Below are 26,333 nucleotides of genomic sequence, written 5' to 3'. Positions count from 1 at the left end.
CGGGCACCGCGGTGTCCCGTTCGGTGTCACGGGGATGTTGCGCGAGCATGACGGTTGTGTAACCGCGGTCACTCCGCCAGGGTCCACAGTCGGCGACCACCACCCGCCGCCCACCCCCAGGAGCCCCCGTGGCCACCGTCTCGGACCCCGCACCACCACCCGCACCGGCGCCCGAGGGCCACCGGTTGACCGGCCGGCTCGGCGTCGGCGCCATCGTGTTCATGGTGGTCGCCGCGGCGGCCCCGCTGACCGTCGTGGCCGGCACGGTGCCCATCGGCATCGCCGCCGGCAACGGCCCGGGCTACCCGGCCACCTACCTGGTCTCGGCGGTCGTGCTGGCGTTCTTCGCCGTCGGGTTCACCGCGATGACCAAGCACGTGCCGAACGCCGGGGCGTTCTACTCCTACATCGGCGTGGGGCTGGGTCGCGGTTGGGGCCTGGGCAGCGCGCTGGTGGCCCTGGTCAGCTACGTGACCGTGCAGGGCGCCGTCTACGGCTACATCGGCTTCGCCCTCGGCAGCCTGGTCGAGTCCTACGGCGGGCCGTCGCTGCCCTGGTGGCTGTGGACCTTCGTCGTCCTCGCCGTCGCCGGCGTGCTGGGCTTCCGGCACATCGAGCTGTCGAGCAAGGTGCTGGGCGTCCTGCTGGTCGCCGAGGTCGGGATCGTGCTGGTGCTCGACGCCGTCGTGGTGGGCAAGGGCGGCACCGACGAGGGCCTGTCGTCGGCGTTCCTCAACCCGACCGAGGTGCTGTCGGGCGCGCCCGGCCTGGGCCTGATGTTCGCCATCGCCGGGTTCATCGGCTTCGAGGCCACCGCGATCTTCCGGGACGAGGCCCGCGACCCCGACCGCACCATCCCCCGCGCCACCTACGCCGCGCTGGCGATCATCGGCGTCTTCTACACCGTCAGCGCCTGGGCCGTGGTCAGCGCCTGGGGCGACAGCGCCGTGGTCGCCGAGGCCGCCGCCGACCCCGGCAACATGCTCGTCGTCACCGCGCAGGACTACCTGGGGACGGCGGCCGGCGACGTCATGCAGGTCCTGTTCATCACCAGCCTCTTCGCCGCCGTGCTGAGCTTCCACAACGTGCTGAGCCGGTACTTCTTCTCCCTGGGCAACACCGGCGTCGTCCCGGCGTCCTTCGGCCGCAGCCACCCGGAGCACTCCTCGCCGCACGTCGCCTCGCTGGTGACCACGGTGGTCGGTGCCGTCCTCATGGCCGCGAGCGCGATCGCCGGACTGGACCCGGTGCTCGAGGTGTTCACCTGGCTGGCCGGCATCGCCAGCGTCGGGATCGTCGGGCTGATGCTGCTGGCCTGCATCGCCGTCGTCGTGTTCTTCCGGCGCACCGGGGTCGACCGGCGGCCCTGGCAGACGCTCGTCGCCCCCGTCCTGGGCGTGCTCGGGCTGACCGCGATCCTCGTGCTGCTCGTGGAGAACCTGCCGCTGCTCATGGGCGGCTCGACCGCGCTGGGCATCGGCGCCGGCGTCCTGCTGCTGGTCGCCCTCGCCGCCGGGTTCGTCCTGGCCGCCGCCCGCCCGTCCGCCGCCCGTGACCTCGTCCGCGCCACCCGCTCCGACGCCGCCCCGCAGATCTGAGGAGACCGACCGTGACCACCACCGAGAACCGCACCACCGCGACCCACCCGCTGTCCCGCATGAGCGCCGAGGAGATCGACGCCGCCCGCGAGCTCGTCACCGGGGCCGGGCTCGTGCAGCCCAGCACCGTGTTCGTCTACGTCGGCCTGGAGGAGCCGCACAAGCGCGACGTGCAGGAGTTCACCCCCGGCAGCCCGGTCGAGCGCCGGCTGCGGCTGCTGCTGCTGGACCGGGCCACCGGCGCCGGCCGCGACGTCCTGGTGTCGGTCACCGCGGGCACCGTCGTGCGGGACACCGAGATCGACGGCGTCGCCGACGGCCAGGTGCCGATCACCGACGCCGAGTTCGAGGCCATCGAGCCGATCCTCGCCGTCGACGAGGCCTGGATCGCGGCGATGGGCAAGCGCGGGCTGGACGTCGCCGACGTCCGGGCCGTGCCGCTGTCGGCCGGCTCCTACTTCCCCGACGAGCACGGCCACCGCGTCGTCCGGGTGCTCGGCTTCCACCAGGCCGACCCCGAGGACCTGCCGTGGGCGCACCCGGTGGACGGCGTCGTGGCCTACGTCGACATCACCCGCGGGGTGACCACGGCCGTGCACGACCACCTCGACCTGCCGGTGCCCGCCGAGCGGGTGTCGCTGGCGGGCACCCCCCGCGACCTGAAGCCGATCGAGATCACCCAGCCCGAGGGCCGCTCGTTCACCGTCGAGGACGACGTCGTCCGGTGGGCCGGCTGGGAGTTCAGGGTGGGCTTCGACGTCCGCGAGGGCCTGACCATCAACCAGCTCTCGGTCGACGGCCGGTCGGTGGTCCACCGGGCGTCGATCGCCGAGATGGTCGTGCCCTACGCCGACCCGTCACCGGTGCGGTTCTGGCAGAACTACTTCGACACCGGCGAGTACCTCTTCGCCCGGTACACCAACTCCCTCGAGCTGGGCTGCGACTGCCTGGGCGACATCCAGTACTTCGACGCCACCATCGCCGACGAGACCGGCCACCCCCGGGTCGTGCGCAACGCGATCTGCCTGCACGAGGAGGACTACGGGGTGGGGTGGAAGCACACCGACATGTTCACCGGCATGGCCGAGACGCGGCGCTCGCGCCGGCTGGTGATCAGCTTCTTCACCACGATCGGCAACTACGACTACGGCTTCTACTGGTACCTCTACACCGACGGCACGGTGCAGCTGGAGAGCAAGGCCACCGGCATCGTGTTCACCTCGGCCTACCGCGGCGACGAGCACCCCTACGCCACCGAGATCGCCCCCGGCCTGGGCGCGCCGTTCCACCAGCACCTGTTCTCCGCGCGGCTGGACATGGCCGTGGACGCCGGTGACGGGTCGGGCAACACCGTGCACGAGGTGGACGCCGTGCGGGTGCCGGTCAGCGAGACCAACCCCTACGGCAACGCCTTCACCCGCTCGCTCACCCCGATCACCCGGGAGTCCGAGGGCGGCCGGCTGACCGACGCCACCAGGGGCCGCACCTGGCACGTGGTCAACCCGGGCAAGTCCAACCGGCTGGGCCAGCCGGTCGGCTACGCGCTGCACCCGGAGAACGCCCCGGTCCTGCTCGCCGACGACAGCTCCTCGATCCACCAGCGGGCGACGTTCGCGACGAAGTCGCTGTGGGTCACCGAGTACGACCCGGCCGAGCGCTATCCCGCCGGCGACTTCGTCAACCAGCACCCCGGCGCCGCCGGTCTGCCCGCCTTCGTGCAGGGCGACGCCCCGCTGGAGGACACCGACGTCGTCCTCTGGCACACCTTCGGGCTGACCCACTTCCCACGCCCCGAGGACTGGCCGGTCATGCCGACCGACTACGCCGGGTTCGTGCTCAAGCCGGTCGGCTTCTTCGACGCGAACCCCGCGCTGGGGGTGCCGGCGTCGACGTCGTCGCACTGCCGGGGCGAGGGGTGACTGCGGCGGCCGCCGTCCCGGTCCGCGCGCTCGCGCTCGGCCGGGCGGCCGCCGTCCTCGCGGTGGGCTCGGCGGCGGTGCACCTGCTGCTGGCCGCGACCGGTGAGCTCTCGGCACTGGCCATGGCCGCGATGGCGCTGGCCTGCCTGCCCTGCGCGGTGCACCTGTGGCGAGCGCCGACCGCGTCGGTGTGGGGGCTGACCGCGCTGGTGGACCTGGGGATGCTGGCCGTGCACGCGCCGATGGTGCTGGGCGAGGGGGCGATGCACGTGCACGTGGGTGCCCCGGCGGTCGCCGGGCTGGTGCTGGTGGTCGCTCAGCTGCTGCTGGCGGGGGTGGCGCTGCTGCGCCGGTGAGAGGTGGGCCCGCCGCTCTGCGGGTCCACCTCGCGGGGCATCAGTGCCGGGTGGTGCCGCAGTCGGTGCAGCGCTTGCGGTGGGACTCGTTGGTGGTGGGGCAGTTGGCGCAGCTCCAGGCGCCGCGTTCCAAGGTGGGCACGGGGGCCTCCGGGGTGAGGGGTGTGATCCAGCACCCGTGACGCTAGCCACACATCATGACGAATCGGTGAACTCGGCGTTGACTCCCGGCACACGCTGGCCCCATCGGTCACCCGGGTCGACCTACCCGCGCTGCAGACCCCCGCAGCCGCCGGCACCGCAGGCGCACCCCCCGCAGCCGGCCGCGACGGGGGCGGCGGGCTCGGCGGCCACCCGGCGCAGGGCCAGCGCCCCGGTCACCGACATGACCCCCGCGGCGAGCACGGCCACCGACACGGCCAGCACCGACGCCGCAGCCAGCCAGGTCGGCCCGGCCACGACGGCGCCCACGGCCAGCGCCACGACGGCGAGACCGGCACCGAGGCCCGCCCGGGCACGACGACCCGGCTGCGCGCGGACGACCAGGGCGGCGAGCACGGCGGCCAGCGCCACGACGCAGGTCCAGGCGGCCACCGCCGGCGGGAAGAAGGCCAGCCCGATCGCCACGGCGCCGAACCAGGCGGCCCCGGCGCCCACGGCAGCGGCCGACCGCTCGACCTGACCCGCCCGGGCGGCCCGGAGCGCGGCCACCCCGCGGAGCACGCCGAGCACGCCGAGCCCGGCCAGCAGCAGCCGGACGCCGGTGTCGGCGACCACCACCGCGAGGACGGCGAGCACCACGAGCACCACACCCTGCAGGGCCGACCACGGCCAGGCGCGCCGAGCCTGCTCGGGCGTGGCGGTGGCGGTGGAGGCGGTGGTGGGAGCGCTCGTCACGCCCACCAGTGTCCCCCATCCGCCGGGCGGGCCGCCCCACCCTGTGCCACCCTCCGGGGACGGGGCCGACCAGCAGCTGCCGCACGGAGGTCCACCCATGAGCGCCCAGCAGACCGCCGACCGGGTCGGCCGCTCCGACGCCCTCGAGCACCTGGCCCGCGTCGGGCTCGTCGCCTACGGGGTCGTCCACCTGCTCATCGCCTGGCTGGCCCTGCAGCTGGCCTGGGGCGGGGGCGGCGGGTCGGCCGACCAGTCCGGCGCGCTGCAGACCCTGGCCGGCGAGCCGTTCGGCACCCCGCTGCTGTGGGTGCTGGGGCTCGGCCTGGTGGCGCTGGCCCTCTGGCAGGCCGCCGAGGTGCTGCGGTACGTCGGTGGGCTCTCGGGCTCGGGCGACGCGAGGAAGAAGGCCGTCGTCGGCATGGTGAAGAGCGTCGCGAAGGCGGTCGTCTACGCCGCCCTGGCGGTCTCCGCGCTCCGGTTCGCCACCGGGGGCAGCTCGTCGAGCTCCGGGCAGCAGCAGCAGACCACCTCCGGGGTGTTCGCCCTGCCCGGCGGCCGGTTCCTGGTCGGCATCGCGGCGCTGGTGGTCATCACACTGGGCGGCTACCAGGTGGTCAAGGGCGTGCGGAAGAAGTTCCTCGAGGAGATCGACACCTCGCAGGCCTCCCCCGCGCAGCTGCGGGTGGTCACCCGGCTGGGCCAGATCGGCTTCGTGGCCAAGGGCGCCGCGTTCGTCGTCGTCGGCGCGCTGCTGGGCTACGCGGCGATCACCTTCGACCCCTCGAAGGCCACGGGGCTGGACGGCGCGATGCACACCGTCCTGCAGGCACCCTTCGGCCGGTGGCTGCTGTCGTTGGTCGCGGTCGGCATCGCCGCGTTCGGCGTGTTCTGCTTCTTCCGCGCCCGCTACCCGCAGCGCACCTGACCCCGGTGCCCACGCTGCCCCCCGCGGTCACCCGCACCCTCGACCGGCTGGTCGACCGGGTGCCGGACCGCTGGCTGCAGCGGGCGCACGCCGCCGCCGACCGGGCCCGCGAGGTCACCGACCACCCGTGGCTCGAGCGGCTGGCCCAGGTCGGCCTGGTCGCCTACGGGGCCGTGCACCTGCTGATCGGCTGGCTGGCGTTCACCATCGCCTGGCGGGTCTCCCCCGACGCCGCCGACGCCGACCAGGCCGGCGCGCTGCGCACGGTCTCGGAGTCCCCCGGCGGCCTGGTGCTGCTGTGGGTCATCGGGCTGGGCCTGCTCTCGCTCGCGCTGTGGCAGGCCGGTGAGGTGCTGCGCTGGTGGACCGGGCTGCTGCACCCCGGACGGCGCCTGCACGCGGCGTTCGTCTGCGCCAAGTGCCTCGCCAAGGCCGTGGTCTACGGGGCGCTGGCCGGCATCGCGCTGGTGTTCGCCGTCGGCTCCCGCTACGACGCGACCGACAGCACCCAGGACCTCACCGACGACCTGCTGGAGATCCCCGGCGGCGCGGTGCTGCTGGTGGCCGGCGGGCTGACGGTGGTCGGCATCGGCGGCTACCTGGCCTGGCGGGGGTGGACGGCGGGCTTCATGAAGGACGTCGACCTGGACGCCGCCCCCGACCGGTACGAGCCCACCATCGCCGGCCTCGGCCGGGTCGGCTACCTGGCCAAGGCGGTGGCCTTCGCCGTCGCCGGCGGACTCGTCGTGTTCGCGGCGGTGACCTCCGACGTGTCGACCGCGACGGGGCTGGACGGCGCGCTGAACGCGATCGGCGCGGCCCCGCTCGGCCGGTGGCTGCTGACCGCGGTGTCCGTCGGGTTCGCCGCGTTCGGCGTCTACGCCCTGGCCCGCGCGAGGTACCCCGACCGCGACCCCGCCACCTGACGCAGCGGGATGTCGAACACCTGTACGATCCGACGATGCCGCTGCTGCACGCCGACGCGGACTCGTTCTTCGCCTCGGTCGCCCTGCGCTCCCGGCCCGAGCTCGCCGGGCGGCCGGTGGCCGCCGTCGCCCACGTGTTCGTCGCCAGCGCCACCTACCCGGCCCGGGCCCACGGGGTCCGCGGCGGCATGCCGGTGCGGGAGGCGCTGGGCCGGTGCCCCGAGCTGGTGCTGGTCGAGGTGCCGCACGCCGAGGTCGAGGAGGTCGCCGACGCCCTGTTCGACCTGTTCGGCCGGTGCGCGCGAGCGGTCGAACCGGGGTCGGTCGAGGAGGCGTTCCTCGACGTCGGCACCGACTCCTGGGGCACCGCTGCGGCGGCCGGGCACGAGCTGCGCCGGCGGGCCGTCGCCGAGCTGGGCATCCCGGTGAGCGTCGGGGTGGGCCGCACCAGGCTCATGGCCAAGCTGGCCTCGCGGGCCGCCAAGCCCGACGGGCTGCACGTGCTCGGCGCCGACCGCGAGCGCGAGCTCCGCTCGACGCTGCCGGTCGAGGAGGTCTGGGGCATCGGGCCGACCACCCGTGCCCGGCTGGCCGTGCTCGGCGTCCACCGGCTGGACGACCTCGACGAGGTGCCGGCCGACCGGTTGCGGGCGGTGTGCGGGACCGGGATGGCCCGCCGGCTGGCCGACATCCGACGGGGTACCGACGACGCACGGGTGCGGCCGGTCAGCGCCCGCACGCAGCTGACCGCCGAGGGCTCCACCGCCGGGTGGGGCCGACCCGACCGGTCACCGGTGGAGCTGGCCACGGCCTGCGTCGACCGCCTGCACCGCCGCGCCGAGCGGGCGGGGCTGGCCGGCACCGAGCTGCGGATCACCGCCACCCCGCACGGGTCCCCGCCGGTCACCCTGCGGCGCACCGGGCTGCCCGTCGACACCGGCGCTCCGGGCCTGCGGGCCGCGGCCACCGATCTGCTGGCCGCCGACCAGCTCCCGCCGATCACCGGGCTGCGGGTCACCCTCGCCGGGCTCGCACCGGTCGGTGCGGCTCCCCTCGCCCTGTTCTGACCACCGGCCGTCCCGGCCGAGTGGACCGTTCGGGTAGTTGTTGCCAAGAACGAGACGGATTCGTGTCGGTGGCGCATCCGGTTGCGCCCGACCGGTTGCCCCTAGGTTCGTGGCGTCCCCCTCTGCGCACCGCCTGGAGCACCTGTGACCGCGTTCGGCTCCGCCCGCAGCACCCCCACGTCGACCTCGGCCGACACCCGGCCCCGCGCCGAGGTCATCCCCATCGGGGGCCGCACCGGGCTCCCGGTGTCGCTGGCCGAGGCCGCGGCCGCCGCCCCGGTCAGCGATCGACTGCTCTGGGTGGAGTACCTCACCCTCGGCGGGACCGGCGACCTCGAGTGGTTCCGGGCCCACCTGCGCAGCACGGAGCCTGGCGATGCCCGGACGCAGGCCGAGCACGCCGTCGTCGTCGCGATGTTCACCGAGCTGTTCACCGACGAGGGCATCGCGCTGCGCGTGGTCTGAGCACGACCGCGGCCGGCCACCCCGCGAGGGGTGACCGGCCGCGGCCGCGTGGGTCAGCCGATCAGAGGTCGACCGCCTCGTAGCAGGGCTCGGTGAACTCGTAGCCCTCGGCGGTCGGGCCCGCCAGGTCGGCCTCGGTGACCGAGATGCCGGTGGAGGCACTCGGGTCGGGGCTGGAGAGCTGGGTGACCCGGACGGCGGCGGAGTCCGCGCCGTCCGCGTAGTCGCCCGACCCGTCGGGCAGGATGCCCTCGTAGTCGACCGAGCTGAGGCCGGACGCCGCGGAGTACAGACCCTCGCGGGTCAGGTCGCCGTTCTCCGCCGCCGCCTCGAGCGCCGCCTTCAGCGGGTAGGACCAGGCCCACCCGGCGAGGAAGAACTCGTTGGGCGTCGCGCCCGCGGCCTCGGCCGCGTCCCGCATGGCCTGGTGGCCCGGGGTGTCGGAGTCGAACGGCGCCCACGGCCCGAGCAGCTGGTAGGCCGCCTGCAGCGCCGGCGCGGCCGGGCTCTGCAGCAGGGCGACGTTCCAGGTCGGCGACGAGCCCAGGAACGTGCCGGTGAAGCCGGCGGCCACCGACTGGCCGACGATGGTGGCCATGTCGGCCGGGCCGGTCGAGACGACGACGACGTCGGGCTGCTGCTCGACGATCGCGGCGATGGCCGAGGCCTGGTTGTCGGTGCCGGCGGTGGTCTCGACGTTGGCGAAGTCGATGCCGTTGGCCTCGGCGGCGATGCTCGCCCCGGCCGCGGCGTCGCCGCCGTAGTCACCGGCGTAGTGCACCGCCATCACCGACTGGGCGCCGTCGGTCTCGACGGCGTAGTCGACGCCGTTCATGGCCTCCGCGCAGTAGGTCGGGCCGGACTCGATGATCGCGTCCTGGAACAGGTAGAGCGAGGTCCACCCGGCCGGGGCCGCGACGATGTTCTCCGCCTCGAGGTCCTCGACGATCGCGGCGGTGGGGGGCGAGCCCAGGGTCTGGGCCAGGGCCAGGATGTCGGGCTTGATCTCCTGGTAGACCTGGTTGGTGACCTGCGGGTTGTACTGGTTGTCCCGCACGTACTCGGTGACGTCGATGTCGTAGCCGCCGATGCCGCCGGCCTCGTTCACCCGCTGCCAGAAGGCCTCCTGGCCGGCCACGATGACCGGGCCCGCGGGGGCGAAGGGGCCCACCGTGAGGTCGGACAGGGTGCCCAGGTAGATGCACCCGTTGTCGGGGTTGACCGCGTCCGGGCAGGCCTCGCTGGTGACGCCGACGTCGGTGGTGATGTCGCCGTCCCCGCTGCCGCCGTCGGCCGGGTCCTCGCCGCCGCCGCGGCACCCCGCGGCGAAGACCGCGAGCCCGGCCATGCCGGCCGCCGCGACCCGCCGTCGCGTCCGTGTGCTGCTCATCCGTGGTGCTCCCTTCGTGCCGGCGTCGGTGCCGGTCGGGCGGCCCACCCGGCGTCGTCGCCGGGCGGGAGAGTGCGGAGCCGATGCGCGGCTCAGTACGAGAAGGGCCAGGCCTTCCAGTAGTTGCGGATCCGGACCCACAGGCCGAACAGGCCCCGCGGTTCCAGCAGCAGGAAGGCGACGATCAGCAGCCCGTAGAGCAGCGTCTCCACCTGGAAGACGTTGGGCGTCTGCGTCGCCGAGGAGGACAGGAACGGCAGGTACTCGGGCAGCTCGCGGGTCAGCCGGGGCAGCAGCGCGATGAAGAAGGCGCCCAGGATCGAGCCGGAGATCGTGGAGACCCCGCCGATCAGCACCATCGCCACGAACTGCACCGACACCAGCAGGCCGAAGCTCGAGGGGTCCAGGTACCCGGTGATCGAGTACAGCAGCGCCCCGGCGCAGCCGGCGTAGAAGCCGCTGATCACGAACGCCCGGCGCTTGACCTTGCGGACGTCGACCCCGGTCACCTCGGCGGCGATGTCCCGGTCGCGGACGGCGGCGAAGCTCCGGCCGATCGCCGAGCGGGCGATGTTGCGGCCCAGCAGCGCGAAGGCCACCAGCAGCACCGTCATCAGCAGGTACAGCTGCTGGTCGGCGCTGAAGGCCTCGGTGCGCCGGGACAGGTCGACCCCGAACAGCACCGGGTCCGCCGCCGGCCGGCCCACCCCGATGCCGCCGGTGACGGCGTCCCACTCGTTGAACACGTGGGTGCCCAGGAAGACCAGGCCGAGGGTGACGATCGCCAGGTACAGCCCGCGCAGCCGGCTGGCCAGCGGGGCGATGACCAGCCCGACGAGCGCGGCCACCAGTCCCCCGGCGAGCAGCCACACGGGCAGGAAGGTGATGCCCAGGCCCCAGACCTGGTCGTCCTCGGGGTCACCGGAGACCACGGCCGCGGTGTAGGCCCCGACGCCCAGGAAGAACGCGTGCCCCAGGCTGACCTGCCCGGCGTACCCGGTGACCAGGTTGAGCCCGATGGCCCCGATCGCCAGCACCGAGCCGGTGGCCAGCAGCCGCAGCAGGTCGTCCTCGAGGAGGAAGGGCAGCAGCAGGGCGACGACCAGCAGCACCCCGACGGAGACCTTCTTGGCCCCCGTGTTGAGCAGCGCCATGTCCTGGCCGTAGGCCGTGTACAGCTGCGGGCGGCCCCACGGGCGTCGGCCCTTCGCCTCCGGCACGGACGACGGGTCGGCGGACTCTCGGACGGCGGTCACACGCGTTCCACCTCTCGGGTGCCGAACAGCCCGTAGGGCCGCACGAGCAGGACGACCAGCAGCAGCACGTACGGCGAGACCAGCGAGAAGTTCTGGCCCAGCCAGGGCAGGTACTCGCCCTGGTAGGTGGCGAAGAAGCTCTCGACCAGGCCGACCAGCAGGCCGCCGACGACCGCGCCGCCGATGGAGTCCAGGCCGCCGATGATGATCGCCGGCAGGGCCTTGAGCGCGATCACCCAGGTCGACTGGTCGACCCCGCCACCGGTGCCCACGAACGCCCCGGCCACGGCTGCCAGCCCACCGGCCATGGCCCAGGCCAGCGCGGTCATCGAGCCGACCGGGATGCCCTGCACCAGCGCGGTCTCCTGGTCCAGCGACGAGGCCCGCATGGCCAGCCCGTACCGGCTGTACCGGAAGAAGGCGAACAGCCCGGCGCCGACCACGACCAGCACCACCGCCATGGCGATGTAGCGCTCCTGCACCGGCAGCCCGGCGATGCTCACCGTCGACAACCCCCACGGGTCGCCCACGTTGCGCACGTTGGGCCCGATGAACACGTTGACCACCACCCGGATCGCGATGTCCAGGCCCAGCGTGATGATCGCGACGACGAACACCGGCCGGCCGATCATCGGCCGGATGGTGGTGCGCTCCAGGCCCCAGCCCAGCATCGCGATGCCGATCGCGGCGATCGGGACGGCGAGGAAGAACCCGACCGGGCCGGCCAGGTAGCTCACCGCCACGGCGCCGGCCAGCATCAGCGCCGGCTGGGCGAAGCTGATCACCCGGGACGACTTGTAGATGATCACGAAGCCGACGGCGAGCAGCGCGTAGACCGAGCCGAAGCCCAGCCCCCGGATGACCGTCAGCAGGACGTCCCTCACGAACGGGCCCCCTTGCCGGTGGCTGAAGCACTGGAGTACATGGATTCCACGAGGGGTCCGTAGCGCTCGGCGAGCGCGGACCGGCGGACCTTCTGGGTGGCGGTGAGCTCGCCGTCCTCGTGGTCGAGCAGCTTGGGCAGCAGCCGGAAGGTCTTGATCTGCTCGACCGGGTTGAGCCCGGCGTTGACCCCGTCGACGATCTCCTGCACCAGGGCCTGGACCTCGGCGCGCTCGGTGAGGTCGCGGTAGGTGGTGAAGGCGATCCGCTCGCGCTGCGCCCAGTCGCCGACGGTGTCGGGCTCGATGCCGATCAGCGCCGCGAGGTAGGGCCGCCGGTCGCCGATGACCACGCACTCCTTGACCATCGGCGAGACCTTGACGGCGTTCTCGATCTCCGACGGCGCGACGTTCTTGCCGCCGGCGGTGATCATGATGTCCTTCATCCGGTCGGTGATCCGCAGCCGGCCGTCCTCGAGCACCCCGACGTCGCCGGTGTGCAGCCAGCCCTCGGCGTCGACCGCCTCGGCGGTGGCGTCGGGCCTGTTCCAGTACCCGGCGAAGGTGGCCCCACCCCGGGTGAGGATCTCCCCGGTGGTCGGGTCGATCCGCAGCTCGACCGAGTCGTGGGCCTCGCCGACCGTGCCCAGCCGGATGCGGCCGGGCCGGTTCGCGGTGGCCGAGGCGGTGTTCTCGGTCATGCCGTACACCTCGTGCACCGGCACGCCCAGACCCATGAACCAGCGCAGCACCTCCACCGACACCGGTGCGGCGCCGCTGCCGGCCCAGCGCACCCGGCGCAGGCCCAGCCGCTCGCGCAGGGACCGGACGACGAGCACCCAGGCGATCGCGTGCAGCACCCGGCTGCCGGCGGTGTGCTTGCCGCCGTTGGCCTCCATCGCGGCGCCGACCTTCGTGGCCAGCCGCAGCCCCAGGTTGCCCACGTTGCGCTTGAGCGGGCTGGCAGCCGCCTGCTTGACCTGGACGTTGGCCAGCAGCTTCTCCCAGATGCGGGGCACCGCGAAGAAGAAGGTCGGCTGGATCTCGCGCAGGTTCTCGGGGACGGTGTCGATGGACTCGGCGAAGTTCACCTGGATGCCGGTGGCGGCGTTGTTCCAGGTGGTGAAGATCCGCTCGGCCACGTGGCACAGCGGCAGGTACGACAGCGTCAGGTCACCGGGCCCCGCGGGCGGGTCGAGCAGCCCGGCCGGCCCGGTGAGCGCGGCGATGGTCGACTCGACGTTGGCCACCGTCAGCATCGCGCCCTTGGGCGCGCCCGTGGTGCCCGAGGTGTAGATCAGCGTCATGACGTCACCGGGCTGCGTCTGCGCCATGGCCTGCTCGACGGCACCCGGGTGCGCGGCCCGGTGGGCGCGACCGCGGGCCAGCAGGTCCGCCCAGAACTCCAGCCGCTGGTCCGTGTACCGGCCGCGGATGCCGCGGGGCTCGACGTAGACCAGGTGCTGCAGGTCGGGCAGCTCGGCCGAGACCTCCAGCGCCTTGTCCAGCTGCTCCTGGTCCTCGGCGACGAGCACCCGCGCGCCCGAGTCGCGCAGCACGTGCACGACCTCGGCCGGCGGGTTGGTCGGGTACAGCCCGACGGTGACCCCGCCCACGGCGACCGTCGCGAGGTCGGCCACCAGCCACTCGCGCCGGTTCTCGGACTGGATGGCCACCCGGTCGCCGCGGACCACGCCGAGGTCCAGCAGGGCGTGGGCGACGTCCAGGACGTCGTCCCAGTACTGCGCCCAGCTGGTCTCCTGCCAGAGCCCCTTGGTCTTGGCCCGCATGGCCACCCCCGACGGGGTGTCCCCCGCCCGGTCGCGCACCCGGGTCACCACCGTGGTGGTGCCCGTGCCCTGCGTCTCCCGCTCCTGCACCGTGGTCACGACGGCGTCCCCTCGGTCTTCTTGCGCCGCCCGCCGGTGTCGTGGTCCTGGCCCAGGTAGGCCTTGATCACGTCCGGGTCGCGCTGCACCTGCGCGGGGGTGCCGGTGGTGATCGGGACGCCGAAGTCGACGGCCATGATCCGGTCGGCCAGGTCCATGACCAGGCCCATGTCGTGCTCGACCATGAGGATCGACAGACCCAGCTCGTCGCGGATGTCGACGATGAAGCGGGCCATGTCCTCGGTCTCCTCGAGGTTCATCCCGGCCACCGGCTCGTCCAGCAGCAGCAGCTTGGGCTCCATCGCCAGCGCCCGGCCCAGCTCGACCCGCTTCTGCACGCCGTAGGGCAGCAGCCCGACGGGGAACCGGCGGTAGGTCTCCAGCTCCAGGAACTCGACGATCTCCTCGACCGCGGCCCGGTCGGCGAGCTCGCTGCGCCGCGCGGGCCCCAGCCAGGCCATCGCGGCGAACATGCCGTAGCGGACCCGGTGCGCCCGGCCGAGCATCAGGTTGTCGATCACCGTGAGGTTCTCGAACAGCTCGATGTTCTGGAACGTGCGGGCCATGCCCTTGGCGGCGATCTTGTTCGGTCGCTGACCCAGGATGTCCTCGCCGAGGAAGCGGACCGAGCCCTCCTGCGGCCGGTAGACCCCCGACAGCACGTTGAACACCGAGGTCTTGCCGGCGCCGTTGGGGCCGATGATCGCGAACAGCTCGCGCTCCCCCACCGTGAAGGTGGCGCCGTTGATGGCGGTCACGCCCTTGAACCGCAGCGTGACCCCCTCGACCTCCAGCACGGGGGACGTCATGACAGCCACCTCTTGCGTCGCTTGTAGTGCTTGACGTCGCGGAAGCTGCGCTCACCCTCGGCGCCCAGGCCCAGGTAGAACTCCTGGATGTCGGAGTCGTCGAGCAGCTCGGCGGCGGGCTTGTCCATCACGACCCGGCCGGTCTCCAGCACGTAGCCGTGGTCGGAGATCGACAGCGCCATCGAGGCGTTCTGCTCGACCAGCAGGACCGTCGTCCCCTGCTCGTTGATCTGGCTGATCAGGTCGCGGATGCTGCCGACCAGCTGCGGGGCCAGCCCGAGGCTGGGCTCGTCGAGCAGCAGGTAGCGGGGGGCGCTCATCATGGCCCGGCCCATGGCCAGCATCTGCTGCTCGCCGCCGGAGAGGTAGCCGGCGGCCTGGGTGCGGCGCTCGAGCAACCGCGGGAACAGCGTGTAGACCCGCTCCAGGTTGGTCGCGCGGTCCTTGGGACGGGTGTGCGCCCCGACCCGCAGGTTCTCCTCGACCGAGAACTCGCCGAACACCCGCCGTCCCTCGAGCACCTGGCTGATCCCGCGGGCCACGACCTGCTGGGGGTCCAGGTGGTCGATCCGCTCGCCGTCCAGGGTGATCTGACCCCGGGTGATCGCCCCGTGGTGGATGCCCAGCAGGCCGGACAGTGCTCGGAGCAGGGTCGTCTTGCCGGCGCCGTTGGCACCCAGGAGGCCCACGATCTTCCCGTCCGGGACCTCGAGGCTCACCCCCCGGAGCACCAGCACGACGTCGTCGTAGACGACCTCGAGATTGCTGACCGTGAGCACGTGCCGCCCTTCGCCGTCGGAGGTTGCGCGTCGCAACGACGGTGAGGCAGCTCACAGCCGAGGCGTGATCCGGGACACTAGGTGCCGGCTGTGAGGTTCCGGAAGGTGCGCTGGGCGATTCGGCATCCGGTGAGGTGTTTCGTTATCCGCCCGTTACGCCGGACGTCCCGACGTTCAGATCAGCTGAACACCGGGAGCTCCCGCGCGGTGGCCAGCACCTGCTCCAGCGCGGCGGCGCACGTGGGGTCCAGCGCCACCAGGTGGGCGAACCCGTGCGGCACCCCGGGCAGGTCCACCGCGGTCACCGGGACGCCGGCCCCCGCCAGCGCCGCCGCGTGGGCGCGGCCCGAGTCGCGGAGCGCGTCGACCTCGGCGGTGGCGACCAGCGCCGGGGCGAGGCCGGCCAGGTCGTCGTCCTCCAACGGGCTGACCCGCGGGTCGGTCAGCGGCACGCCCTGGGGCAGGTAGTTCCTGGTGTACCAGCCCATGTCGGCCAGGTCCAGGAACGGCGAGCGGCCCCAGTCGGCCACCGACGGCCACTGCACCCCGGCGCCCACCGAGGGGTACAGCAGCAGCTGCAGGGCCGGTTGCTGCTCCCCCGCCCCGCGGAGCTCGCGGCAGGCGACCGCAGCCAGGTTGCCGCCACCGCTGTCGCCGGCGACGACCACCCGGTCGGGGTCGGCCGCGTGGGCCAGCGCCCACCGCACGGCGGCGACGGCGTCCTCGACCGCGGCCGGGAACGGGTGCTCGGGTGCGCGGCGGTGCTCGACCGCGAGGACGACGGCGGACAGCCCCACCGCGAGCCGGGCGGCCAGCCCGGCGTACTCCCCCGCGGTGCCGACCGTCCACCCGCCGCCGTGCAGGAAGACCACCGTCGCCCCGCCCGGGTGCTCCGGTGCGAAGCGGTCCGCGACGAGCCCGGGCCCGACCTGCACCCGGTCCACGGCGACCGACGGCGCGCCGGCCAGCCCGCGCGCCAGCACCTCGCCGAACCGGGCCCGCGCCTGCTCGAGGCCGACCTCGCGCGCGGGCGGGGTGAGCAGCGGGCCCAGCCGGTCGGCGAGCGCGGCCAGGTGCGGCGGGAGGTCGGCGGTCATGCCGGCATCCTGCTCGGGCCGGTCAGCCGGTGCGCACCAGCACGTCCCCGAGCCCGGTCAGCTGCAGCACCCGGTCCACCGCGGGGTCCGGTCCGGTGCGCAGCCGCAGGGTGCGCCCCGATCCGACGGCGGCGACGTGCCCGGCGACCAGCGGCTGGAGGCCGGCGCAGTCCAGGAAGGTGACCGCGGAGAGGTCGACCACGCACTCCTGGACCCCGGGTCGCGCCAGGACCTCGGCGATCGCGCCGCGCAGGCCGGCGGCGGCCGCGGTGTCCAGCTCGCCGGAGACCCGGACGACGACGCGGCCGCTCCCGGACCCGCCGACGTCGGCACCGACGTCGATGCGCAGGACGGGGATGGCGGGGGCTGCCTCGGCAGTCATGGGCACTCGTTCTCGCGCAGGGCGGACGGACCGGCGACCCGCGGAGGGCCGCCCGGCGGCAACTTTAGGGACGATCGGGTTCCGCGTCCAGGGGTTCCGGTCGATCAGCCCCAGACCTCGGCCGCGGTCTCGACCACGAGCGCCAGCTTGGCCACCTGCTCGTCCCGGGTGAGCGCGTTGCCCTCGACGGTCGAGGAGAACCCGCACTGCGGCGAGAGCGCCAGCTGCTCCAGCGGCACGAACTGCGCGGCCTCGTCGATGCGCCGCTTCAGGTCGTCCTTGCTCTCGAGCTCGGGTCGCTTGGTGGTGACCAGCCCGAGCACCACCCGCTTGCCCGGGGGCACGAAGCGCAGCGGCTCGAACCCGCCCGAGCGGGCGTCGTCGAACTCCAGGAAGAAGCCGTCCACCTCCAGGCCGCCGAACAGGGCCTCGGCGACGAAGTCGTACCCGCCCTCGGCGGCCCAGGAGGAGCGGAAGTTGCCGCGGCACATGTGGGTGGTGACGGCGAGGCCCTCGGGCCGACCGGCCAGGGCCGCGTTGATCTGCCGGATGTACCGCTCGTGCTGGTGCTCGGCGTCGCGCCCCTGCTGCGCCAGCTGCGCGCGCTGGGCCGGGTCGTTGAGGTAGGCCAGCGACGTGTCGTCGAGCTGGAGGTAGCGGCAGCCCTGCGCGGCGATGCCCTGCACCTGCTGGCGGTAGGCCGCGCTCAGGGCGTCCCAGAAGGAGTCCTCGTCGGGGTAGACGGCCGGGTCGACGGCCGCGGCACCCCCGCGGTAGTGGACCATCGACGGCGACGGGATCGTCAGCTTCGCGGTCTGCTCGGGCTGCACCGCCCCCTGCAGGTGGGCGAAGTCGTCGGCGAACACCGGCTCGTCGATCGACAGCGGACCGGTCACCCGCAGCCCGGCGGGCGTGTAGTCCAGCGTGCCGTCGGCGTTGCGGAAGTGGACGGTGATGTTCTCCTCGATCTTCTCGATCCCCTGGATCGCGTAGATGAAGTCCATGTGCCACGACGCCCGGCGGAACTCGCCGTCCGTGGCGGTGGACAGGCCGACGTCGGCCTGCAGGCGCACCACCTCGTCGACGGCCTCGTCCTCGACCGCCCGCAGGCCGTCGGCGTCGAGCTCGCCGGAGGCGAACCGGGCGCGGGCCTCCAGCAGGTGGGCCGGGCGCAGGAGGCTGCCGACGTGGTCGGCGCGGAACGGTGGACTGGTCATGGCTCGATCCTCACCGACGCACCGGACCCGCGCTCAGCAGCGCGGCGGATACTCCGGGGCATGAGCAAGCGCGTGCTGGTCGGAGCCGTCGTCTGGGTGCTGGCGACGGTCGGGGCCTTCCTCCTCGACCCCATCCTGGGCAGCGCCGTGCTGGTGTTCGGCGGCGCGCTGGTCGCCGTGGCCCACCTGGCCGGCAGCTGGGGCGAGGGCAGCACCTTCGAGGAGCGCGAGCTCGACCGGGCCCGTCGTCGGAAGACCAAGTACGAGGCCAACGCCGGCAAGCGGGCCAAGGACCGCGAGCGCTGGGAGGCCGCCAAGGCCCGCAAGGCCCGCCGGACGGACCGCAGGAGCGCCTGAGACCGCGGCGGGGCAGATCTCCTAGGCTCCCGCTGTGCGCCCGACCCACCGTTCCCTGCTCGCCGTCGCCGCCGCTGCCGCCATGACGCTGACCGCCTGCCAGTCCGGGACGTCGACGACGCCGGCCGAGCAGGCACCCGAGCTCGAGACCGGGCTGGTCGCCCAGCTCGCCCTGACCCCGGCGCTGGGTTCGGCGCCCACGGGTGCCCCGACGGCCGGCCGGCTCATCACCCCGCACACGAACGTCCAGGTCACCGATGTCCTGGTGGCCGACGAACTGGACACCAGCGCGGCCACCCTCCTGCAGCTGGGCTCCGGGCCCGACGCGCCGCGGGCGGCGCCGGAGGGTTTCGAGGTGGTGGTCGCCGCGGTGAGCACCCGCGACCTCACGGCCCCGTTCGACCCCGACCCGGACGCACCGCCGGTCTTCGCCCTCACCAGCGGCGAGGAGCGGTGGGAGGTCGAACCGTTCGGCTCCTTCTTCTCCACCGGCCCGCCGACGGGTGTCGGTTACTGGACGGCCCCGGATGCCACCTTCGTGCTGGTGGTGCCCGAGGACGAGACGCTCGCCCTGGCCGTCACCGACGAGGGTCGGACGGCGAGCATCGACCTGCGCACCGGTGAGCTGGCCGAGGACGCCGACACCACTGCCGGGTTGCCCTACTACTCCGACCGGTCCGCCCCCCTCTCGGGCGAGGGGTCGGCTGCCGGGGCGGTGACCGACCTCGGCGGCGCCTACCTCCCGATCGACGTGTCGGTGCGGCTCTTCTTCGACGAGCGGGCCTTCGTCCTGTCCCCCTGGCTGCCCGCCCGCGGTTGGGCCGCGCCGGGCCGCATCTGGGCGACCGCGGCGGCAGACGTCGACGCGACCAGCCCCTACGTCGGGGTGCTGGAGTTCACCGCCACCGCCGACAGCGTCTTCGAGCTCACCGGAGCCGACGGCGCCGCGATCCCCGCCCTGCCCGAGCCGGTGTCGTGGTCGGCCGTGGCCGAGCTGACGTCGTTCTCCGCGCCGTCGATGTCCGCGGCCTGGGACCTCCCCGCCGAGTTCGCCGGTGGCACGCTCACCGTGTCGCTGGACGTCGCGTGGACGGTGTCCGACCTCCCCGCCGCGTTCTCCGGGGCGCCGGCGACGATCCCCGCCGTCCCCGTCACCCTCGGGGGTTGACCGACCGGTCCTGTTCCTGCGACCTCGCGTCACACATATCTGCTACCCGCGGGTAGCATCCGGCCCATGTCACTCGTCGAGGACCGGGGCACCGCCGCCCCGGACGCAGCCGGCACCTTCCCCTCCACGAACCCGGCCACCGGCGCCCTGGTGGCCGAGTTCCCGGTGCACACGGCCGACGACGTCGCCGCGGCCGTGTCCCGGGCACGGGCGGCCGCGCGGACGTGGGGTGACCTCGGGTTCGCCGGGCGCCGCACCCGGCTGGCCGCCTACCGCGGCTACCTGGCCCGCCGCATGCACGAGCTGGCCGACCTGGTGCACCGCGAGAACGGCAAGCCGCACGCCGACGCCATCCTCGAGATCACCCTGGCCGTCGACCACCTGGCCTGGGCCGGTGCGCACGCGAAGAAGACCCTCGGCCCGCGCTCGGTCAACCCGGGGCTGCTGGCCGCCAACCACCAGGCCGTGCTGGAGTACCAGCCCCTCGGCGTGGTCGGCGTCATCGGGCCCTGGAACTACCCGGTCTTCACCCCGATGGGCTCGATCGCCTACGCCCTCGCCGCGGGCAACGCCGTCGTCTTCAAGCCCAGCGAGTTCACCCCGGCGATCGGCGCGTGGCTGGCCGAGGCGTGGGCGGCCGCCGTCCCCGACGCCCCCGACGCCCTGCAGGTCGTGACCGGCCTGGGCGAGACCGGCGCCGCGCTGTGCCGCGCCGGCGTCGGCAAGGTCGCCTTCACCGGTTCGGCCGCGACCGGCCGGAAGGTCATGGCCACCTGCGCCGAGACCCTCACCCCGGTGCTCATGGAGTGCGGCGGCAAGGACGCCATGATCGTCGACGACGACGCGGACGTCGCCGCGGCCGCCGACGCCGCCGTCTGGGGTGCGATGAGCAACGCCGGGCAGACCTGCATCGGCATCGAGCGGGTGTACGCCACCGCCCCGGTCTACGACGCGTTCGTCGCCGCGGTCACCGCGCAGGTCGCCGGCATCCGGCCGGGCTCCGACGACACCGCCTCCTACGGCCCGATGACCATGGCCAGCCAGACCGAGGTCGTGCAGCGGCACCTGGACGACGCCGCGGCGACCGGTGGCCGCGCGGTCACCGGCGGCACCGTCGAGGGCGGGTTCGTCGCCCCCACCGTGCTGCTGGACGTGCCCGAGACCTCGTCGGCCGTGCAGGAGGAGACCTTCGGACCGACGATCACCATCACCAAGGTGTCCGACGCCGAGGAGGCCCTGGAGCTGGCCAACGGGACGTCGCTGGGCCTGGGCGGCTCGGTGTTCAGCGGCTCGGCGAAGCGCGGCATGGACCTCGCCCGCCGCATGCGCAGCGGGATGACCTCGGTCAACTCCGTGATCACCTTCGCCAGCGTGCCGTCGCTGCCCTTCGGCGGGGTGGGCGACAGCGGCTTCGGCCGCATCCACGGCGAGGACGGCCTGCGCGAGTTCACCCGTGCCAAGGCGATCACCCGGCAGCGCTTCCCGCTCCCGGTCGCGCTGATGAGCTTCGGCCGGCCGGCGTCGGCCGCCGACGCGCTCGCCCGCGTCATGGGCCTCGTGCACGGGCGCCACCGGTGAGCGCCGCGTCCTACGACGTCGTCGTGGTCGGTGCCGGGTCGGCGGGCTGCGCGCTGGCCGGCCGGCTGACCGAGGACCCGTCGCTGCGGGTGCTCGTGCTGGAGGCCGGCGGGTCGGACAAGACCCTCGAGGTGCAGATCCCCGCGGCGCTGTACAAGACCTTCCGCACCCGTCGCGACTGGAACTACGCCACCGAGCCGCAGCCGGCGGCCGCTGACCGCCGGGTGTTCTGGCCGCGCGGCAAGATGCTCGGCGGCTGCAGCTCGAACAACGCGATGATCTACATCCGGGGCGCCGCCGCCGACTACGACGAGTGGGCGCAGCTGACCGGCGACCCGGGCTGGTCCTACTCCGAGGTCCTCCCGCTCTTCAAGCGGATGGAGGACAACGGCCGTGGCGCGTCGGAGTTCCACGGCGCGGGCGGGCCGCTCCGGGTCGAGGACCCGCGCTCGCCGCACCCGTGGAGCCGCGCCGTCGTCGAGTCCGCGGTGGCCGCGGGCTACCCGCGCAACCCCGACTTCAACGGCGCCCGCCAGGAGGGTGCCGGCCTCTACCAGCTGACCCAGAAGCGGGGACGACGCTGGTCGGCCGCCGACGCCTACCTGCACCCCGCGCAGGGCCGGCCCAACCTGACCGTGCAGACCGGCGCCCAGGTCACCCGGGTGCTGCTCGAGGGCGACCGGGCCACCGGCGTGGAGTACGTGGCCGACGGACGGCTGCAGCAGGTGCAGGCCGACCAGGTGATCCTCTCCGGCGGGGCGATCAACACCCCGCAGCTTCTCATGCTCTCGGGCATCGGGCCGGCCGACCACCTGCGCGAGGTCGGCGTCGACGTCGTCCACGACCTGCCCGGTGTCGGCGCGGGCCTGCAGGACCACCCGCTGGTGCCGACCATCTGGCACGTGCGCAGCGGCAAGTCGCTGTTCCGCGGCGAGTCCCCCGCCGGGTACGCGCAGTGGTTCGGCGCCCGGCGCGGGCCGCTCACCTCCAACCTGGCCGAGGCCGGGCTCTACACCCGTTCCGACGACGCCCTGGCCGAGCCCGACCTGCAGTACCACTTCCTGCCGGTCAAGTACTGGCAGCAGGCCCGGGTCGACCCCGACGTGGACGCCTTCACCGCGTGCGCCGTCCTGGTGCACGTGCAGTCCCGCGGGTCGGTGCGGCTGCGCTCGGCGGACCCGACCTGGGCCCCGGCCATCGACGCCGGTTACCTGACCGACGACCGCGACCTCGAGGCCCTGGTCACCGGGGTCGAGAAGGCCCGCGACATCGCCGCCGTCGGGCCGCTGGCGAAGGTCCTGGCCGAGGAGTGGTCGCCGGGCGGCACCCGGTCCACCCGGGCGGAGCTGCGGCAGTCGGTGCGCGACACCCTGGAGTCGCTGTACCACCCGGTGGGCTCGTGCCGGATGGGCACCGACGACGACGCCGTGGTCGACCCGCAGCTGCGGGTGCACGGCATCGCGGGGCTGCGGGTGGTCGACGCCTCGGTCATGCCGACGCTGGTGCGCGGCAACACCAACGCCCCGACGATCATGATCGCCGAGCGCGCCGCCGACCTGGTCAGGGCCGACCTCGGCGCCCGCAGCGCCCTCGCCCAGGCCTGACCCGCCCTGGATCAGCTGGGCGGAGGGCCAGGTCAGCGGCGGGCCAACCGCTCCGTGGCCTTGCTGGTGCCGGCCCGCAGCCGGTCCAGGCCCTCGGCGATCCGGCGGGTGAACAGGCCGCGCTGCACCAGGTCGTGGGTGACCCGCAGCTCGTAGGCGGTGGCGGCGACGTGGTCCATGTGCCCGGCCCGCAGCGCGACCTCCTTGAGCACGGTGGTCAGCTCGGCCCCGTGCTCCCCGATCTGCCGGGCCAGCCGCAGGGCGCTCTCCCGCAGCTGCCCGACCGGCACCACCTCGTCGACCAGGCCGACCCGCAGCGCCTCCTGGGCGTCGATCGGGTCGCCGGTGAAGAACATCCGGCGGGCCCGCTGGGCGCCCACCCGGCGCTGCAGGGCGTGGTAGAAGCCGTTCATCGCGTACTTGACCTGGGTCGACCCGAACGCGGCGTTCTCCGACGCGATCGTGATGTCGCACATCGTGGCCAGGTCCATGCCGTAGCCCGGGGCCACGCCGGCGACGGCGGCGATCGTGGGCTTGCGGTAGTCGTAGAGCGCCACCATCAGCCGCAGCGCGAGGTCGGTGAACCGGGTGCGGTCGGCGTCCGAGGTGCCCTGCAGGACGTCGAGGGCCCAGCCGGCGCAGAAGATGTCCTCGTCGCCGATTAGCAGCACGCAGGCGACCTCGTCGTCGTACGCCCAGGCCTCCAGCGCCGCGATGACCTCCTCGTGCAGTTCCCACCCCAGGGCGTTGCGCTTGCCCGGGTGGTCCAGCTGGAGGATCCCGACGCCGTCCTCGACGGCGGTCCGCAGGTACTGGTGCTCAGCCACGACTGCGCCTCTCGTCGTCCGCACGCCTGTTCGGCGTTCACTTGTCGGCATCACAGCTGGTCGACGAGGTCCCGTCAAGGTCTAGTCGTCGTTCACTTCGTGCGCTAGCGTCCGCCCGACCGCCGACCCAGGGAGCCGCTCGCCGTGACCGCACCAGCCATCTCCGCCTCGACGACCGGGGGCGTCGGCACGATCACCTTCGACCGGCCCGAGCGGCGCAACGCGCTGAGCCTGGAGCTCTTCGGCGCCCTCGGCGACCACCTGGACGCCTGGCGCACCGACGACGACGTCGCCGCCGTCGTGCTCACCGGCGGTGAGGAGATGTTCTGCGCCGGCCTGGACCTGGACCTGCAGTCCGGCTTCACCCAGGAGACCCGCGCCGCCTATGCCGCGGCCTGCCTGCGGGTCTACGGCGCGCTGCTGGACTACCCGAAGCCGACCATCGCCGCGTGCGCCGGGCCCACCCTGGGCGGCGGCTGCGACATCGCGGTGTTCTGCGACATCCGGGTGGGCGCCGAGAACGCCGTCTTCGGGTTCCCGCAGGTCAAGTTCGGGTTGACCCCCTACTTCTCCCCGCTGTGGAAGATCGTCGGCCTCAGCCAGGCGAAGCTGCTCACGCTCACCGGCGACCGCATCGACGCCGCCGAGGCGCTGCGGATCGGGCTGGTCGACCGGCTGGTGCCCACCGGCGGGGTGGTCGCCGAGGCCACCCGGATCGCCGCGAGCATCGCCGCGACGTCGACCAAGTCGGCGCTGTTCAACAAGGAGATGATCCTGCGCTCGCCGGCGATGGACCCGATCTCGGCGCTGTCGTTCGAGACGATGGCCTACCGCGAGATCGTCTGGCACCCGGACGTCGTCGAGCGGATCACCGAGGCCTACGCCGCGATCGGGAAGCGCTCGTGAGCGTCGACCCGGCCTTCCTCCGCCGGTTCGCCGACGACTGGATCGACGCCTGGAACTCCCGCGACACCGACACCGTGCTCGCCCTGCTGCACCCGGACATCTCCTGGGAGGAGCGGGTGTTCTGGCCCGAGCCGCTGCGCGGGCGCGAGGCCGTGCGGGCCTACGTCGACGCGATCTGGCGGGCCATGCCCGAGTACCGGGTCCGCGAGGTCCAGCTGTTCACCGCGGTCGAGGACGGCCGCGCGCTGGTGCTGTTCGAGCAGTCCGGGAACGCCCCGGCGGCACTGCGCACCGACCGCACCTTCCGGGTGCAGGGCTGCGACATCTTCCTCGGGTTCCGCGACGGGCTGCTCGCCCGGTACACCGCCGCCTTCGAGATCGTCGACATGCTCCGCCAGCTCGGCGCTCTCCCGCCCCGCGGGGACCAGAAGGGCGGGGCCTACCTGCTCGGCCTCACCACCACCTCGACCGCCGAGAGGACGACGGCATGACGACCACCGACCACGACCCCCGCATCGGGTACCTGCTCTCCGGGCAGGCCGCCCGCACCCCGGACCGCGAGCTGTTCGTGTTCGGCGACCGTCGGGTGACCTACGGCGAGTTCGACGCCTGGGTGCGCACCGTGGCCGCCGACCTGGTGCGCCGCGGCGTGCAGCGCGGCGACCGGGTCATGGTGCAGCTGCCCAACTGCCTGGAGGCCCTCGCGCTGCAGGTCGCGGCCTTCCGGATCGGGGCGGTCGACATGCCGGTCATCCCGATCTACCGCGAGCACGAGATGGCCCAGATCCTCGACGACGCCCGGCCGGCCGTGGTCGCCGTGGCCGCCGAGCTGGGGCCGCGCCGGCCGGCCGAGGAGACCGACGCGATCCTCGCCGACCTGGGGCACGAACCCGCCGTCCGGTACCTGGTGGGCGGCACCCGCGAGGGCTGGTCGGCGCTGCCGGCCACCGGCGAGGTGCCGGGCACCGAGCTGCCCGAGCCGCTGGACGCCGAGGAGCCGACCCTGCTGCTCTACACCTCGGGGACGACGTCGGCACCCAAGGGCGCCCTGCTGTCCAGCGCGGCCCTGCTCGCCCACCTGCGCAACTTCCAGGTCGCGCTGGACGTCGACGAGAGCTGCGTGGTGCTGTGCGCCACCCCCCTGTCGCACCTGGGCGGCTTCGTCGCCGGCGTCGTCTTCCCGGCCTTCCTCGGGGCGCGGTCGGTGATCATGCCGGCCTGGAAGCCCGACGAGGCGGTCGAGGTGATCGAGCGCGAGGGCGCCACCCTGGCGATGGGCGCCACGCTCTTCCTCGCCGACCTGGTGCAGCGCTACGAGGCCGGCGCGGGGGTCGGGCACCGGCTGGACCTCTACGCCTGCGCCGGGGCGGCCATCCCGCCGGTGGTCGTGCAGCGCGCCGAGGCGGTCGGCGTGCGGGCGATGCGCTGCTACGGCATGACCGAGACCGCCGGCGTCTGCGCGGCCGCCCCCGAGGACGCCCCGGTCGAGCGCCGTTCGCTGTGGGACGGCAAGGTGCTGCCCGGCATGGCGATCGAGGCCGTCGGCCCGGACCGCACCGCGCTGCCGGCCGGCGAGGAGGGCGAGCTGCGCATCCGCGGGCCCCAGCTGCTCACCCGGTACACCGACCCGCAGCGCACCGCCGAGCAGCTGGACGACGAGGGCTGGTTCTACCCCGGCGACGTGGGCGTGGTCGACGCCGAGGGCTGGGTGCGCATGTCGGGGCGCCTGAAGGACATCGTCAACCGGGGCGGGGAGAAGTTCTCCACCCTGGACATCGAGTCCGCGCTGGCCGCGCACCCCGACGTGGCGGCGGTCGCGGTCACCGCCGTCCCGGACGAGCGGCTCGGCGAGGCGGTCGGCGCCTGGCTGGTGCTCGCCCCCGGCGCGGAGTGGGCCGGGCCCGAGCGGATGATCGAGCACCTGGAGTCGGTCCGCATGGCCCGGGCCAAGTTCCCGACGCACTGGACCGTGGTCCCGGCGCTGCCGGCGACCGCCAGCGGCAAGATCCAGAAGCACCGGCTGCGCGAGCTGGGCTGACC

25 protein-coding genes are annotated in these 26,333 nt (G+C 73.7%); 14 read left to right on the top strand and 11 right to left on the bottom strand.

Features of this window, described 5'->3' with window-relative positions; translation table 11 throughout:
* Positions 1 to 128 precede the first annotated feature (128 nt).
* Genes BLS67_RS19415 through BLS67_RS19405 form a run of 3 tightly spaced genes read left to right on the top strand, consistent with a single transcriptional unit; the run spans position 129 to position 3,873 of the window.
* Positions 129 to 1,598, top strand: a complete 1,470-nt coding sequence (locus BLS67_RS19415; protein ID WP_242654213.1) for an APC family permease — start codon at positions 129 to 131, stop codon at positions 1,596 to 1,598.
* Between the two features lie 11 nt (positions 1,599 to 1,609).
* The gene (locus tag BLS67_RS19410) at positions 1,610 to 3,517 is read left to right on the top strand and encodes a primary-amine oxidase (RefSeq protein ID WP_091248527.1); all 1,908 of its coding nucleotides are present in this window, start codon (positions 1,610 to 1,612) and stop codon (positions 3,515 to 3,517) included.
* Positions 3,514 to 3,873 (top strand): hypothetical protein, encoded by a 360-nt coding sequence (locus tag BLS67_RS19405; RefSeq protein WP_091248523.1) that lies wholly within the window; start codon positions 3,514 to 3,516, stop codon positions 3,871 to 3,873. Before BLS67_RS19410 ends, BLS67_RS19405 begins: the two co-directional genes overlap by 4 nt.
* Before the next feature lie 264 nt (positions 3,874 to 4,137).
* Here BLS67_RS19405 and BLS67_RS19400 read toward each other — a convergent pair whose 3' ends face one another.
* On the bottom strand, positions 4,138 to 4,770 hold the full coding sequence (locus BLS67_RS19400; RefSeq protein ID WP_131801793.1) for a hypothetical protein: 633 nt from the start codon (positions 4,768 to 4,770) through the stop codon (positions 4,138 to 4,140).
* A 97-nt stretch (positions 4,771 to 4,867) separates the two neighbouring features.
* Here BLS67_RS19400 and BLS67_RS19395 point away from each other — a divergent pair, with 97 nt between their 5' ends.
* The 4 genes from BLS67_RS19395 (at position 4,868) to BLS67_RS19380 (ending at position 8,153) form a co-directional block, all read left to right on the top strand.
* Entirely contained in the window at positions 4,868 to 5,695 is an 828-nt protein-coding gene (locus tag BLS67_RS19395) for a DUF1206 domain-containing protein (protein ID WP_091248517.1), read from the top strand.
* A 5-nt stretch (positions 5,696 to 5,700) separates the two neighbouring features.
* The gene (locus BLS67_RS19390) at positions 5,701 to 6,621 is read left to right on the top strand and encodes a DUF1206 domain-containing protein (protein WP_242654212.1); all 921 of its coding nucleotides are present in this window, start codon (positions 5,701 to 5,703) and stop codon (positions 6,619 to 6,621) included.
* A 35-nt stretch (positions 6,622 to 6,656) separates the two neighbouring features.
* Positions 6,657 to 7,688, top strand: a complete 1,032-nt coding sequence (locus tag BLS67_RS19385) for a DNA polymerase Y family protein (protein ID WP_091248513.1) — start codon at positions 6,657 to 6,659, stop codon at positions 7,686 to 7,688.
* A 144-nt stretch (positions 7,689 to 7,832) separates the two neighbouring features.
* Entirely contained in the window at positions 7,833 to 8,153 is a 321-nt protein-coding gene (locus BLS67_RS19380) for a hypothetical protein (protein ID WP_091248510.1), read from the top strand.
* A gap of 61 nt (positions 8,154 to 8,214) precedes the next feature.
* Here BLS67_RS19380 and BLS67_RS19375 read toward each other — a convergent pair whose 3' ends face one another.
* The 9 genes from BLS67_RS19375 to BLS67_RS19335 all read right to left on the bottom strand — a co-directional run bounded on the left by BLS67_RS19375 (position 8,215) and on the right by BLS67_RS19335 (position 17,853).
* The gene (locus tag BLS67_RS19375; RefSeq protein ID WP_131801792.1) at positions 8,215 to 9,543 is read right to left on the bottom strand and encodes an ABC transporter substrate-binding protein; all 1,329 of its coding nucleotides are present in this window, start codon (positions 9,541 to 9,543) and stop codon (positions 8,215 to 8,217) included.
* A 92-nt stretch (positions 9,544 to 9,635) separates the two neighbouring features.
* The gene (locus tag BLS67_RS19370) at positions 9,636 to 10,799 is read right to left on the bottom strand and encodes a branched-chain amino acid ABC transporter permease (RefSeq protein ID WP_207500746.1); all 1,164 of its coding nucleotides are present in this window, start codon (positions 10,797 to 10,799) and stop codon (positions 9,636 to 9,638) included.
* Positions 10,796 to 11,683, bottom strand: a complete 888-nt coding sequence (locus BLS67_RS19365; RefSeq protein WP_091248503.1) for a branched-chain amino acid ABC transporter permease — start codon at positions 11,681 to 11,683, stop codon at positions 10,796 to 10,798. Before BLS67_RS19365 ends, BLS67_RS19370 begins: the two co-directional genes overlap by 4 nt.
* The gene (locus BLS67_RS19360) at positions 11,680 to 13,569 is read right to left on the bottom strand and encodes an AMP-dependent synthetase/ligase (RefSeq protein WP_207500745.1); all 1,890 of its coding nucleotides are present in this window, start codon (positions 13,567 to 13,569) and stop codon (positions 11,680 to 11,682) included. Before BLS67_RS19360 ends, BLS67_RS19365 begins: the two co-directional genes overlap by 4 nt.
* Entirely contained in the window at positions 13,566 to 14,378 is an 813-nt protein-coding gene (locus tag BLS67_RS19355) for an ABC transporter ATP-binding protein (protein ID WP_091248500.1), read from the bottom strand. The genes BLS67_RS19360 and BLS67_RS19355 overlap by 4 nt, the downstream gene beginning before the upstream one ends.
* Complete coding sequence (locus BLS67_RS19350) at positions 14,375 to 15,157, bottom strand: ABC transporter ATP-binding protein (protein WP_091248497.1); 783 nt, start codon at positions 15,155 to 15,157, stop codon at positions 14,375 to 14,377. Before BLS67_RS19350 ends, BLS67_RS19355 begins: the two co-directional genes overlap by 4 nt.
* Positions 15,158 to 15,336: 179 nt before the next feature.
* The gene (locus BLS67_RS19345) at positions 15,337 to 16,254 is read right to left on the bottom strand and encodes an alpha/beta hydrolase (protein WP_091248493.1); all 918 of its coding nucleotides are present in this window, start codon (positions 16,252 to 16,254) and stop codon (positions 15,337 to 15,339) included.
* A gap of 22 nt (positions 16,255 to 16,276) precedes the next feature.
* Positions 16,277 to 16,636 carry an STAS domain-containing protein gene (locus tag BLS67_RS19340; protein ID WP_091248491.1) on the bottom strand — a complete coding sequence of 120 codons (360 nt, stop codon included), beginning with the start codon at positions 16,634 to 16,636 and terminating at the stop codon, positions 16,277 to 16,279.
* 104 nt (positions 16,637 to 16,740) lie between these two features.
* On the bottom strand, positions 16,741 to 17,853 hold the full coding sequence (locus BLS67_RS19335) for a 5-methyltetrahydropteroyltriglutamate--homocysteine S-methyltransferase (protein ID WP_091248488.1): 1,113 nt from the start codon (positions 17,851 to 17,853) through the stop codon (positions 16,741 to 16,743).
* 60 nt (positions 17,854 to 17,913) lie between these two features.
* On the opposite strand from BLS67_RS19335, the gene BLS67_RS19330 reads away from it, so the two are divergent.
* From BLS67_RS19330 to BLS67_RS19315, 4 genes are all read left to right on the top strand, one after another.
* Positions 17,914 to 18,210, top strand: a complete 297-nt coding sequence (locus BLS67_RS19330; protein ID WP_091248486.1) for a hypothetical protein — start codon at positions 17,914 to 17,916, stop codon at positions 18,208 to 18,210.
* Positions 18,211 to 18,244: 34 nt separating this feature from the next.
* Positions 18,245 to 19,378 carry a hypothetical protein gene (locus BLS67_RS19325; RefSeq protein ID WP_091248483.1) on the top strand — a complete coding sequence of 378 codons (1,134 nt, stop codon included), beginning with the start codon at positions 18,245 to 18,247 and terminating at the stop codon, positions 19,376 to 19,378.
* Between the two features lie 66 nt (positions 19,379 to 19,444).
* Positions 19,445 to 20,956 (top strand): aldehyde dehydrogenase family protein, encoded by a 1,512-nt coding sequence (locus BLS67_RS19320; protein WP_091248479.1) that lies wholly within the window; start codon positions 19,445 to 19,447, stop codon positions 20,954 to 20,956.
* The gene (locus BLS67_RS19315; protein ID WP_091248476.1) at positions 20,953 to 22,560 is read left to right on the top strand and encodes a GMC family oxidoreductase; all 1,608 of its coding nucleotides are present in this window, start codon (positions 20,953 to 20,955) and stop codon (positions 22,558 to 22,560) included. Before BLS67_RS19320 ends, BLS67_RS19315 begins: the two co-directional genes overlap by 4 nt.
* A 32-nt stretch (positions 22,561 to 22,592) precedes the next feature.
* On the opposite strand, the gene BLS67_RS19310 is transcribed toward BLS67_RS19315, so the two are convergent.
* Positions 22,593 to 23,387, bottom strand: coding sequence for an enoyl-CoA hydratase/isomerase family protein (locus tag BLS67_RS19310; protein ID WP_207500743.1), 795 nt, complete (start codon positions 23,385 to 23,387; stop codon positions 22,593 to 22,595).
* A gap of 144 nt (positions 23,388 to 23,531) precedes the next feature.
* On the opposite strand from BLS67_RS19310, the gene BLS67_RS19305 reads away from it, so the two are divergent.
* From BLS67_RS19305 to BLS67_RS19295, 3 genes are read left to right on the top strand one after another with little or no spacing between them, the layout of a single operon-like run.
* Entirely contained in the window at positions 23,532 to 24,293 is a 762-nt protein-coding gene (locus BLS67_RS19305) for an enoyl-CoA hydratase/isomerase family protein (protein WP_091248474.1), read from the top strand.
* Complete coding sequence (locus BLS67_RS19300) at positions 24,290 to 24,784, top strand: nuclear transport factor 2 family protein (RefSeq protein ID WP_091248472.1); 495 nt, start codon at positions 24,290 to 24,292, stop codon at positions 24,782 to 24,784. Before BLS67_RS19305 ends, BLS67_RS19300 begins: the two co-directional genes overlap by 4 nt.
* Positions 24,781 to 26,331 carry a class I adenylate-forming enzyme family protein gene (locus tag BLS67_RS19295; RefSeq protein ID WP_091248469.1) on the top strand — a complete coding sequence of 517 codons (1,551 nt, stop codon included), beginning with the start codon at positions 24,781 to 24,783 and terminating at the stop codon, positions 26,329 to 26,331. Before BLS67_RS19300 ends, BLS67_RS19295 begins: the two co-directional genes overlap by 4 nt.
* Positions 26,332 to 26,333 lie beyond the last annotated feature (2 nt).

It is taken from the genome of Klenkia soli, assembly GCF_900103975.1.
GTDB lineage: Bacteria > Actinomycetota > Actinomycetes > Mycobacteriales > Geodermatophilaceae > Klenkia > Klenkia soli.
The sequence above is the reverse complement of the archived record's forward strand: the minus strand, read 5'-3'. Positions and strand labels throughout refer to the sequence as shown.